The organism is Coprococcus sp. AM11-30B, assembly GCF_027674365.1.
In the GTDB taxonomy this organism is placed as follows: Bacteria; Bacillota; Clostridia; order Lachnospirales; family Lachnospiraceae; genus Allocoprococcus; species Allocoprococcus comes.
Genome location: NZ_JAQDVB010000007.1, coordinates 60,584 through 73,641, shown reverse-complemented (window position 1 = coordinate 73,641; position 13,058 = coordinate 60,584). Strand labels below are relative to the sequence as shown.

Here is a 13,058-nt window from a genome sequence, read left to right as displayed (position 1 = left end):
CTATTTCATTGACTTAATTCGAGGATCTGTCACACAATATAAAATATCCGATAACAGATTTCCGAGAATAACAAGGGTTCCTGAAAGCACAAGAATACTCATAACGATCGGATAATCCATTGCCTGTACTGCACTTACAAAATAAGGTCCGATACCCGGCCATGAGAAGATCGTCTCTGTAATAACCGCTCCGGTTACAAGCATCGGAAGCGCCATACCAAGTTTGGTAATCAGCGGAAGAAGGACATTCTTGCTGACATGCTTGAACAAAATTTCTGCTTTGCTTGCGCCAAATGACTTCTGCACAATTACATAATCTTCTTTCAGCTGCCCAATTGTAGAGCCACGCACATATCTGGTCAGATCAGGGATAAATCCAACAGTAAGAACTACATACGGCATAATAAAATGCTGCAGAAAATCCAGAATAGAATCTTCTTTTCCAATCGTATGCATTCCCATCAGAGGGAACAGCTCTAACTTATAACCAAAGAAAAACATGATGATCATCGCAAACCAGAAAGTTGGTGTCGCAATTCCGATGGAACAGATTCCATCGATCAGCTTATCCTGCCACTGATTCTTATGACTTCCGGCAACCAGTCCTAATACGATTGCCAGTAAAAAAGCTGTCAGATATGACGGCAACACCAGTTTGATCGTAGACGGAATTCTGCTCTTAAGATCATAAGAAATGCTTGTTCTGGATCTCAGTGAATAACCAAATTCACCCCGGCAGATATTCCCAAGCCATCTTCCATACTGAACAATTACAGGATCATTTAGTCCATACGCTTCTCGCTTTGCCTCTATCTCCTGTTTTGTCATATCCGGTGTCGTAATTGAATCAATTGCATCATACGGCGCAAGATTGATCAGCATAAAGCAGATAAATGTAATGATAAGCAGTAATGGAATTGCCTGTAAAATACGTTTTACAATATATTTCATTCCTCTTCCTCCAAATATAGTTTCTGCTAAAAAAGGGAGGAGGCTTATTAACCCTCCTCCCCGTCATCCATTATTTTAAAGTTAATTTTGATACATCTCCGAATGTATAAATCGGTACGAACTGTGCATCATCAAGTCCTCCAACACGAGCAGTTGTAACAACTGTCTTCATACTTGTACCCATTGGATACTGAAGTGCTTCTTCCGATACCAAAACCTGAAGTTCGCTATACAGCTCTTTTCTCTTAGAATCATCAAGAGTTGTAGCTGCTTCATTGAATTTTGCATCAATGTCTGCATTGTGGAAGTTCATCATATCATCTTTTGTTGAATCAAACAGCGGTGCAAATGTATCCGGGTCGATACCCATTACGTATGCTCCAAGGAACATATCATAATCTGTAGATTCCGGATCATAAGCTGCACTCATGTATGCGGCCTGGTTCACACCACACAACTCAACATCAATACCAACTGCTTTTAATTCAGCCTGGATTGTAAGTGCTTCATTTTTCTGTTCTGTGCTTTCCTCAACATAGCAGAGTTTTAAGGATTTTGCACCATTTGCAGTCAGCTTCTTAGCTTTATCTATATCCTGATCCCACTTTTCAACTCCGTCTTCTGTGTAGTAGCTGCTTGAGTACGGAAGGAACGTATATCCTAATTTGTAATAATCTTCACTTGTAAATGCTGCAGTCATGATTTCATCACGATTAAGAGCTCTGAAGATTCCTTCACGATAATCTTTGTCTTTCATACTCGGTGCAACAGAGTTCAGTCTCAGATAAGAAACACGACCTTCGCTGTATTTTGAAACGGTAAAGTTGTCATCACCTTCAAATGTGTCAACCTGATCAACAGTTACGCTCAGTGCATCTACTTCCTGTTTCTGAAGTGCAAGACCTGCTGTATCAGAATTTTCAATAATTCTATATACAACTGTATCAATATTTGCTTCTCCGTTTGCGTAGTTCGGATTCTTCACAAATTTAAGATGTTCACCTGTCTTATATTCTTCAAGCATATATGGACCAGATCCAACAACTTTATCTTCAAGCATATTCACGTCAAAGCTTCCTTTTCCTTCAAAGATATGCTTTGGAACAATAAATGTCTCTGCCGACAGAAGTTCTACTACAGAAGCACTTGGTTCTGCAAGTGTAAATGTTACTGTAGTATCATCTACTTTCTCAACTTTGATCGGTTCCCCACCTACATAAAGATTTTGCTTCATATCGTTAATAGAATTAAAAGTAAATACAATATCATCTGCTGTTAACGGTTCTCCATCGCTCCACTTTAATCCTTCTTTTAACTTCATCGTATAAACTTTACCATCTTCTGACGCATCCATGCTTTCTGCAAGAATCCAGTCGATTGTTCCATCCTGGTAAATATAGTACGCAGGTGAATAAACCATATGACATGTCATAAGTCCCCATCGGTCATCTGCAGTAATCGGATTCAGTGTATTACCTGTGTCCCCACCGATTGCAAATGTAAATGTATCACTTGCTGCTTTTGTTGATTCTGTTGCGCTCTTGTCAGCTTCTTTGCTGTCTGACTTTGATCCGCCGCATCCGGCAAGCATAGAAACTGCCATAGCTGCACAAAGTAAAGCGCTGAGTACTTTCTTCTTCATTGTAAACCTCCTAATAATATAACATTGTCGACATTCGACATGTTGCTGTTTTTTCTATTGTACTACTACTCTATTTATAAGTCCAATTGATAATTTCTATCCTGTATTACTAATAGGTATTCTCTATAATTTTATAGTATTTCAGAATCCGCTCAGTTTTTTTATAGTACATTTAAACAAGACGTGCAAAAAAACGAGGCTCTACATCAATCGTAAAACCTCGTTCCTGTTTTCTACTATTATTTCATTTTTAAATTATTCTCTACGACAACATCATCCGGTCATTCGCAAACTCGCCGCCGCTGACTTCTTCAAACTTCGCCAGCAGATCTGCAACCTTCAGATTCTTCTTCTCTTCTCCTGATACATCGTAGATAATTTTTCCTTCATGCATCATGATCAGGCGGTTGCCGTGCGCGATGGCATCTTTCATATTATGTGTTACCATCATTGCAGTAAGCTGATGCTCCTGAATGATCTTATCAGAGATGGCAAGTACCTTCGCTGCAGTTTTCGGGTCAAGTGCTGCAGTATGCTCGTCCAGAAGTAAAAGCTTTGGCTTTTTAAGAGACGCCATCAAAAGAGTGATCGCCTGTCGCTGTCCACCAGAAAGAAGTCCGACTTTACTGCTCAGACGGTCTTCCAGTCCAAGATCAAGTTCTTTCAGGGCTTCTTTATAGCGTTCCCGCTCTTTTTTCGTAATGCCCCATCCAAGACCTCTGCGCTCGCCACGTCTGGCTGCGATCGCCATATTTTCTTCAATCGACATAGTTGCCGCAGTTCCAGTCATCGGATCCTGGAAAACTCTTCCCAGATAAAGTGCTCTTTTATGCTCTGAAAGCTTTGTAATATCCACTCCGTCAATGATGATCTTTCCTTCGTCTACAGACCACACTCCTGCGATCGCATTCAGTGTGGTGGATTTTCCTGCACCATTTCCACCGATGATAGTCACGAAATCACCCGGATTGAGGTTCAGATTCACTCCGTTAAGTGCGACCTTTTCATTGATCGTTCCCGGATTAAAGGTTTTATGAATATTCTGGATTTCCAACATATATCCCATTATGCAGTCCTCCGTTTCTTTGTAAAATATTTACCCTTCATGTACGGAACTGCAAGGAAGCATGCAACCACTACCGCTGAGAACAGTTTCATATAATCAGAAGGCATCTTCAGCCACAATACCAGTGCGATTACAATATAGTAAATAATCGCTCCGATAAAGATTGCTCCAAGTGTAAATGCAAAGGCTGCTTTTCTGCCTGCACAGAATTTCCCAAAAATAACTTCGCTGATGATAACGGCTGCAAGTCCGATTACAATGGCACCACGTCCCATATTAACATCGGCTGCTCCCTGGTATTGTGCGTAAATCCCACCGGAAAGTCCCACAAGTCCGTTGGAGATCATAAGCGCCAGAACCTTTGTAAAGCCTGTATTGATTCCCTGTGCACTTGCCATCTGCGGATTACATCCGGTTGCACGGATCGATGCACCAAGCTCAGTTCCAAAGAACCAGTAAATAATTGCGATCAGGATAAGTGCTGCCACGATCAGTTTTACAAAAAACAGTTCACTTCCTTCGCCGGTCACATAACGAAGAGATGCAACCAATTTATACTGCATAACATTGACTGCCTGATTGGATTTTCCCATGATTCCGAGATTCACCGAGTAAAGTCCGATCTGCGTCAGAATACTGGACAGAATGCCCGGAATTCCAAAAAACGTATGTAAAATACCTGTCACAAATCCGGCTGCCATACCTGCCAGAAATGCGAAAAGAAGTGCCAGTGCCGGATTCATACCGCCGCGGATCAGCATAACTGCAACTGCTCCACCTGTAGCTAACGATCCGTCAACCGTCAGATCCGCAAAATCCAGAATGCGGAAGGTGATATAAACGCCAAGCGCCATAATTCCCCAGATGATCCCCTGCGCTACATTTCCCGGAAGTGCACGCACAAGAGACATCGGATCTAAAGCTGCTAAATACATTGTTCTTGCCTCTTTCTATACTGATTATTCCTCAATTGCTTCGTAATCGTCCGGAACAGTGATTCCGAGTTCGTCACAAATTGTTTTGTTATACATCTTTGTAACATTCGGTGCACTTTCAATATCCATGGTTGAGATATCTTTTCCATTTACAAGGATATCGTAAGCCATTTCACCTGCTCTGTATCCGATGTCATAGTAGCTGATAGAAAGAGTTGCAATACCACAGCCTTCACAGATTCCCTGTTCACCTGCGATTACCGGTACTTTTGCCGGAAGACAGATATTGTTGATAATCTCTGTGTTAGATGCCATTGTATTATCAGTTGGGATGTAAAGTGCGTCGCACTCATCTACTGCACTTGTCACTACAGACTGGATTTCATTAGAATCTGCTGCTGTGTATTCTTTATACTTGATTCCATCTTTTTCAAGTGCTTCCTCAAACTTCTTCGCCTGGTATGCTGAGTTCGGTTCTGCTGAACAGTAAAGGATACCTACTGTTTTTGCATCCGGAAGGAGCTCTTTAAGCATTGCTTCCTGTTCATCGATCGGTGCAAGGTCACAGGTTCCTGAAATGTTCATACCTGTTGATCCTGTCCAGTCAGAAATATCAAGAGCAGTTGCATAATCTGTAACAGATGTTCCAAGAATCGGGATCGTGCTTGTTGCAGCTGCTGCACACTGAAGAGCAGTTGTTGCATTTGCAAGGATCAAGTCATCATTGTCTGCCACAAAATTGTTTACGATGGTTGCGCAGTTTGCCTGTTCGCCCTGTCCGTTCTGAAGATCGAACTTCACTTTGTCTTTTCCGAATTTTTCTTCACAGGCTTCTTCAAATCCTTTGGTTGCCTCGTCAAGAGCTGCATGCTCAAGCTGCTGGCAGATACCGATCTTATATACCTTGTCTGATGAATCCTTTGAAGAAGATTCTTTGTCTGATGAACTTCCGCCACAGGCAGCAAGTGCCAGTGTCATTGCTGCAGTAAGTGATACTGCTAAAATTTTTCTTGCTTTCATAATAACATACCTCCATCTATGTTCTTTTCGAACAAACTTTTTCCGTTTTGGCTTTACAGCTTTAAACTTTAGCGGTTTAAACTTCAATGGTTTAAAGCTTTGCCGTGATATTGATTATAGCGTTTTTTTGTACTTTAGTCAAGGTATGTTACAAAAAGCTACAAAAATTCTAGCTTTTCCGGTCCATTATCCTACAAAACAAAATCGCCGCCCCGGTACTGACCGCCGTTGCCGCAATCCCAGGTCCAACAACGGCTGTCGGATTCACGCTTCCGTACTGGCTCCGGTAGGCGATCACCGACACCGGGATCAGCTGCAGTGAAGAAATATTTACGATCAGGAAGGTACACATCTCATTGCTTGCAACGCCTCTTTTTCTTACCGGTCCTGCCGCTTTTCCAAGGCGGCGGTCTTCTTCCAGCTTCTGAAGCTCTTCCATTGCTTCAAGACCTGCCGGAGTTGCCGCCCAGCCAAGTCCGAGTACATTTGCAATGATGTTTGCTGCAATTGGTTTTTCTGCCGGATAATCCTTTGGAAGTTCTGGAAAGAGGAAATGGATCAGAGGGGAAAGGCGGACGGCTGCCGTTTTCAGGATGCCGGATTTTTCTGCGATTTCCATGAGTCCGGTCCAAAAGGACATGACGCCCATCATCGTGATGCAAAGGGTGACGGCTTCTTTGGAGGAATCTAAGGCGGCGGTGGTGATGTCCGGCATTTTGCCGGAGAAAGCGGCAAAAAGGATGCCAATAAGAATCATTCCCGACCACAGGTAGTTGAGCATTTTTTCTCCTTTCTTGGATGGGGGAAACGTTGGGAAAGGGGACGCCGGGTGGAAAATAAATTGTGTTCAAATTCAAATTGTGCAAACCATTCCGACGAACCTCTTAGAGCGAGAATCGTGTTCAGCAATGGCTTTCACGATTCCTGAGTTTCGTCTCCATTGCACAAAAAATTGAATTTGAACACAATTTATTTTCCGCCCGGCTGACATTCTACAAGTCATACTTTTCCGCCAAACTATAAATGAGGAGTCGAAAAGCCTGCTCTTTGAGATTGCATCTCAAAGTTGCAGGCTTTTGCTGCGATTTCAATACATTTATATGTATGAAATTGCTTCCTTATTCAAGACATTTTTCAGGGTGCTCTTTTTCATATAGTTCTTTCATTTTGTCAATTTCTTCTTGGGTATACTCTTCTACTTCAGTTTTCGTCACTTTCTTAATGTGTTGTTTTTTCAAACGCAAATACACATATTCCCGGAAGAGGGTGTAGAGTACGGATACCAGCGGGATGAAGACGAGCATTCCTACGATTCCCAGAAGGTTGCCGCCGATGGTGACTGCAGCGAGAACCCAGATGGAAGGAAGACCTACGGAGCTGCCGACTACATGTGGGTAAATCAGGTTACCTTCAATCTGCTGGAGGATCAGAAATACGAGGATGAAAAGGATTGCCTGTTTCGGGCTCACCATGAAGATCAGGAGGCAGCCGAGTACGCAGCCGATGAAAGCTCCGAAGATTGGGATCAGGGCTGTGAAGGATATGATGATTCCAATCAACAGGGCATATGGCATTTTCAGTATGCTTAATGTAATTACAAACATACTTCCGAGAATGACTGCTTCCAGACACTGTCCGGTAAGGAAGTTCGCGAAGGTACGGTAGGTCAGGGAACAAACTTCAAGAATCACTTCTGCTTTTCGTTTTGGAATAAACGCGAAAAACACTTTTCTCACCTGCACATGCAGTTTTTCTTTCTGGAAAAGAATATAGCAGGCAAAGGAAAAGGCAATAAAAAATGTAGTAACTCCACTGACGATGGAGCCAACTGCTGTCATCGTTGTATTCATAAAATTTCCCGCACCATTTCCGAGAATACTCATCCCCCACTGGATTGCCTTATTCGGATTGAACTCCACCTGGTTCACAAGATCCATGATTTCCCGGTTATTGTGTGTAAATTCCCGTACCCAACTCTGCATCTGCGGAATAAATTCTGCAATACTGTTCATCAGACTTCCAATTGTTGCCGTAAGCTGCGGAATCAGACCGAACATGACAAGCACGATCACCCCCACTACCAGTACGATCGTAAGAAGAAGACTGATCGGTCTTGCAAGCTTTTCTGCCGCCTTACTTCCTTTCTCTTTTGCCTTTCCAAATAATTTTTTCTCCAGAAAGCTCATCGGAACATTGATCACAAACGCGATCGCACCGCCAAGAGCGAAGGGGAAAATAATCCCCCATACCGCCTTGATCACGCCGAGAACCACATCAAATTTCCACAATGCAACTATGATCAGCGCTGTAAATACGATCAGTTCCCGGATTTTTTTTATAGATAATTTACTAAAATCCACTATTTTCTCCATTCTACTACAATATATTTATGGTTAATCCCTTTACAACCAGTAAGCATTTTCCCATATTGTTACTCAGATAATTTTCCACGTACCCACTTCAGAAGCTGTATGATCGGAAAACAGGCAAATGCATACAGGTAGACAGTCCCAAGCTGTTCAAAGTTCAATGTTTCTACTTTGAACACCTGATGCAGCCCCGGAATTGTAAGTACAGCCGTGATCAGAATTGCGCCCAGTGCAAATGCGCCCTGCATCCATTTATTATTGAAAAACCGTTTGGTAAAAATCACCGGATGATCTGATTTACAGTTATATCCGTGAAACAGCCGTGCAAGACAGAGCGTTCCAAATGCATAAGTACTTCCAAGAAGTGCACCGTCCTGATGATATCCTGTCAGGAAACTGATCATCGTCATTACACCGATCACCAGTCCTTCCAGACCAATCTTTGACAGGAAATCTTTTGTCAGGATCGACTCATCTGCCGGTCTTGGCTTCTCATTCATCACATCACTGGTATGCGGTTCTACTCCCAGTGCAATTGCCGGGAGACTATCAGTCAGCAGGTTGATAAAAAGCAGATGAACCGGTGCAAACGGAACCGGGAGTCCTGCGATCGATGCATATAAAACAGCGAGAATTGCACCGAAGTTTCCCGATAACAGAAACTGGATCGCATACTTGATATTACGGTATAAGTTTCGTCCGTTTTCCACTGCTTTTACAATTGTGGCAAAATTATCGTCTGTAAGTACCATCGCCGCTGCATCTTTGGCAACTTCTGTTCCGGTTACTCCCATTGCAACACCTATATCTGCCTGCTTAAGAGCCGGTGCATCGTTGACACCGTCGCCGGTCATCGATACAATATTTCCACGCTCTTGCCATGCACGGACGATCCGGATCTTATGTTCCGGCGAAACCCTTGCATAGACAGAAATCTTCGGGACAAATCCCCGCAACTCCTCGTCACTCATATTTTCAATCTCCGCGCCCTCACAGGCTTCGGATAAATCCTTTAAAATGCCGATCCGTTTTGCGATCGCTGCTGCCGTGATCTTATGGTCTCCCGTGATCATCACCGGACGGATGCCTGCTTTGATACATTCTTCTACTGCAGCTTTTGACTCTTCCCTCGGCGGATCCATCATCGCGATCATTCCGAGAAATACCAGATGGTCCTCATCCTCTGCGGTCAGCAGATGTTCTTCCGGAATCTCCCGGAAGGTAAATGCCAGCACTCGAAGACCTTCCATTGAAAATTCCTGATTCTGGCTCTGAATCTTTTCTTTATCTTCTTTTGTAATCTCCCGTATTCCATTTTCTGTCCAGATCCGGTCTGTCAGATCCAGGAGACGGTCAACCGCACCTTTGACGATCATCCGGTTTTCGCCGTCTATCCGGTGAAGCGTCGACATCATTTTCCGGTCACTGTCAAATGGAATCTCATCTTCTCTTGGATAACTTTCTCTTACTTCTGCAGCTTCCACTCCATAGCGGCTTCCCAGATTGATCAGCGCTGTCTCTGTCGGATCTCCGATTTCCACTCCATTTTCATTGGTAGAATCGTTACATAAAATGCTGCAATCAAGCAGAAATCTCTGTGCCGGATCTACCATATCGATCTCATCTGCCCGGATTCTTCTGCCTTCTATATAATAATCTTCAACAGTCATCTTATTCTGCGTGAGAGTTCCGGTTTTATCCGAACAGATCACGGAGACACTTCCAAGACCTTCTACCGCCTGCAGTTTTCGAATGATTGCATGCTCCTTGGCCATCTTCTGCGTTCCGAAAGAAAGAACGATTGTTACAATTGAACTTAATGCCTCCGGGATTGCTGCAACCGCAAGTGCTACTGCAAACATAAACGCGCTTCCGATATTTTCTCCACGAAATACACTGATTCCAAATAAGATTCCGCAAAATACCAGGATCAGAACCGAAAGCTTCTTTCCGAACTCTTCCAGATTCACCTGAAGCGGAGTCTGCTTTTCAGATGTTGCTTTCAAAAGTCCGGCAATCTTTCCGACTTCTGTCTGCATACCTACACTTGTCACAACGGCTCTTCCACGTCCGTAAGTAACAAAGCTTCCCGAAAATAACATATTGTTCCGGTCACCAAGCGGCACTTCCTCTTCGATTTCATCCAGGCTCTTCTCAACTGCAAGACTTTCCCCGGTCAGTGCACTTTCATCGATCTTCAGACTTGCGTTCTCGATCAGTCGTCCGTCTGCCGGAACATAATCCCCGGCTTCCAGAAGGATCACATCTCCAACTACCAGTTCTCTTGCCGGAATCGGTGTCACTGTACCATTCCTGAGAACCTTCGCCTCCGGTCCTGAAAGCTTTTTCAGGCTCTGAAGCGACTGCTCTGCTTTTACCGTCTGCACGGTTCCCAAAATCGCATTCATTGTAATGACGATCACAATAACTGCCGCACTTTCTGCGTCTCCTAAAATTCCTGAAATAATCGCCGATGCAATCAGGATAATCACCAAGAAATCCTTGTACTGCTCCAAAAAAATCTGCAGCACACTTTTTTTCTTTCCCTCCGCAAGCTCATTCCATCCACATTTTTCACGGGACTTTTCCACTTCTTTTATCGTAAGTCCCTCTTCTCTGCTTCCCATCTGTCCAAGCACTTCTTTTACCGATGACTGATAAATTTCTTTCATCCTTTCCGCCTCCTGTTTCTGAGTATTCACATTCCTGAATTTCTTATGCAACGAAGCTCTCTTTCGATAAAAATGTACAAAAAAAGAAACCCTTATTGCACAACAAATAATGCAATAAAAGTCTCACCATTTTCTTGTGGTACCGGATGCTTCCACCGTACTGACGACACCACAAACGCGGATTCCCTTGCGTAGGTTACTCCCCTTTATTAACGTAACTATATACCACGAATAGCCCGATTGTCAAGAAAATTTTAACCGGAGTCTCCAAAATCGGAAACTCCGGCAAATAATTTCATATCTTAGTTTGTAATTGTCTTTTCTGTCTCTTTGTCGAACACATGGATCTTTTCAGCATCGAATGCAAATGTAACTGTATCCCCTGTTCTTGCTGTTGTTCTAGGATCAACACGGGCTGTCATTGTAGCTCCTTCATAATCGAAGTGGAGATAAACTTCAGCACCAAGCATTTCATATACACGGATCTTAGCCTGAATAACTGTATTCGGTGAAGATGTGATAAACATCTGCTCATCATGTACATCTTCCGGACGGATTCCAAGGACAACAGTCTTTCCTTCATATCCTCCATCGATAAGTTTCTTTGCTTTTGACGGTGGAAGTTCAATATCAGCCGGTCCAACTTTGAGGACAACTTTGTCACCCTTCTTCTGGCATACAGCATCAAGGAAGTTCATCTGTGGTGATCCGATGAATCCTGCAACGAAGAGGTTGCATGGGGTATCATAAAGTACCTGTGGTGTATCTACCTGCTGAACAACACCTGCGTTCATAACTACGATTCTGGTTCCCAGTGTCATAGCTTCTGTCTGGTCATGTGTTACGTAGATGATTGTTGTACCAAGTCTCTGATGAAGTTTGGAAATCTCGATACGCATCTGTCCACGAAGTTTAGCATCCAGGTTGGAAAGTGGTTCATCCATAAGGAATACCTTCGGGTTACGAACGATTGCACGTCCCATAGCAACACGCTGTCTCTGTCCACCTGAAAGAGCTTTTGGTTTACGGTCAAGCAGTGGTTCAAGGTCAAGGATCTTAGCTGCTTCACGAACCATCTTATCAATCTCCGGTTTCGGAACTTTTCTTAATTTAAGTCCGAATGCCATGTTATCATATACAGTCATATGTGGGTACAGAGCATAGTTCTGGAATACCATCGCGATATCTCTGTCTTTTGGTTCTACATCATTTACCACTTTGTCACCGATCTTGAGTTCACCGCTTGTGATCTCTTCCAGACCTGCAACCATACGAAGTGTAGTAGATTTACCACATCCAGATGGTCCTACAAAAATGATAAATTCTTTATCTTCAATTTCAAGGTTGAAATCTTTAACTGCTTCAAATCCGTTCGGATATGTTTTGTTAATATGCTTTAATGATAAGCTTGCCATTTATTTTTCCTCCTAAATCTTTGTGCGATTCTTACACACGCTGTCGCTGTTCTTGTTTCTGAAATAAAGTATATCTTTTTTTACATCGTCGGTCTATGACCGGGTTGAACAAAGATTTTTCAAGAAGGTGTACAAATTGACGAAAGCCTTACAGCAGTTCTTTATAAATGTCCCTCTTTCCGACTCCGCGGTCTTTTGCCACCTTTTTCATGGCTTCTTTCTTATCGATTCCCTGGTTCATATAGTAATCCATATGCTCCTGAACCGTCATTTCTTCCCATTTTGCGCGCTCCTCCTGTAAAATGCTCTCCCGGCTCTTCCCCTCGATCACAAGCACACACTCCCCCTTCGGATCGTTGCTCTCGTAATAGGAAACCGCTTCCGCAAATGTGGTGCGAAATACAGTCTCATGCTTTTTTGTAAGTTCCCGGCACACAGTCAGATGTCTGTCCCCACCTAGAACTTCTCCAAGCTCTCTCAAGGTTCTCACCAGACGGTGCGGTGCTTCGTAAACGATCATCGTTCTTGTCTCATCTACAAGCTCACCCAGGACTGCCTGTCTTTCCTTTTTGTCCGTTGGAAGAAATGCTTCAAATGCAAATCTTCTGGTGGAAAGCCCGGAAAGTGTCAGTGCCGTAATACAGGCAGCGGCTCCCGGAAGGGAAGTGACCGTAATTCCGGCTTCATAGCACATTTTCACCAGTTCCTCACCCGGATCTGAGATTCCCGGTGTGCCGGCATCGGTGATCAGTGCAATATTTGTCCCTGCAAGAAGTTTCTCCACCAGAGCATGTCCTTTGTCTATCTTATTATATTCATGATAACTGGTCATCGGTGTTTTGATCTCAAAATGGTTCAGCAGTTTAATACTGTTCCTGGTATCTTCCGCTGCAATCAGGTCAACCTCTTTCAGCGTCCGGATCACCCGGAACGTCATATCCTCCAGATTGCCGATCGGCGTTGCGCACAAATATAATGTTCCTGCCAT

10 protein-coding genes are annotated in these 13,058 nt (G+C 43.4%); all 10 read right to left on the bottom strand.

The features are described 5' to 3' along the window. The 10 genes from PGU50_RS06230 to rsmI all read right to left on the bottom strand — a co-directional run bounded on the left by PGU50_RS06230 (position 1) and on the right by rsmI (position 13,058). Entirely contained in the window at positions 1-951 is a 951-nt protein-coding gene (locus PGU50_RS06230; RefSeq protein WP_055297364.1) for an ABC transporter permease, read from the bottom strand. A gap of 70 nt (positions 952-1,021) precedes the next feature. Next, a complete protein-coding gene (locus PGU50_RS06225; RefSeq protein WP_117824649.1) occupies positions 1,022-2,593 on the bottom strand; it encodes an ABC transporter substrate-binding protein in 1,572 nt (523 codons plus the stop codon). 262 nt (positions 2,594-2,855) lie between these two features. Then, a complete protein-coding gene (locus PGU50_RS06220; protein WP_172679847.1) occupies positions 2,856-3,650 on the bottom strand; it encodes an ABC transporter ATP-binding protein in 795 nt (264 codons plus the stop codon). A gap of 8 nt (positions 3,651-3,658) precedes the next feature. Further along, positions 3,659-4,594 carry an ABC transporter permease gene (locus tag PGU50_RS06215; RefSeq protein WP_118218425.1) on the bottom strand — a complete coding sequence of 312 codons (936 nt, stop codon included), beginning with the start codon at positions 4,592-4,594 and terminating at the stop codon, positions 3,659-3,661. 24 nt (positions 4,595-4,618) lie between these two features. After that, complete coding sequence (locus tag PGU50_RS06210; protein ID WP_055155725.1) at positions 4,619-5,614, bottom strand: ABC transporter substrate-binding protein; 996 nt, start codon at positions 5,612-5,614, stop codon at positions 4,619-4,621. A gap of 169 nt (positions 5,615-5,783) precedes the next feature. Further along, positions 5,784-6,395, bottom strand: coding sequence for a nucleoside recognition protein (locus PGU50_RS06205; protein ID WP_270246453.1), 612 nt, complete (start codon positions 6,393-6,395; stop codon positions 5,784-5,786). A gap of 337 nt (positions 6,396-6,732) precedes the next feature. Further along, positions 6,733-7,974 (bottom strand): AI-2E family transporter, encoded by a 1,242-nt coding sequence (locus tag PGU50_RS06200; RefSeq protein WP_270246452.1) that lies wholly within the window; start codon positions 7,972-7,974, stop codon positions 6,733-6,735. Between the two features lie 71 nt (positions 7,975-8,045). Beyond that, positions 8,046-10,655, bottom strand: a complete 2,610-nt coding sequence (locus tag PGU50_RS06195; protein WP_195502287.1) for a cation-translocating P-type ATPase — start codon at positions 10,653-10,655, stop codon at positions 8,046-8,048. A 302-nt stretch (positions 10,656-10,957) separates the two neighbouring features. Then, positions 10,958-12,070: an ABC transporter ATP-binding protein gene (locus tag PGU50_RS06190; RefSeq protein ID WP_117558729.1), complete on the bottom strand. Its 1,113-nt coding sequence runs from the start codon at positions 12,068-12,070 to the stop codon at positions 10,958-10,960. A gap of 148 nt (positions 12,071-12,218) precedes the next feature. After that, positions 12,219-13,058 (bottom strand): 16S rRNA (cytidine(1402)-2'-O)-methyltransferase, encoded by an 840-nt coding sequence (rsmI, locus tag PGU50_RS06185; protein WP_118218430.1) that lies wholly within the window; start codon positions 13,056-13,058, stop codon positions 12,219-12,221.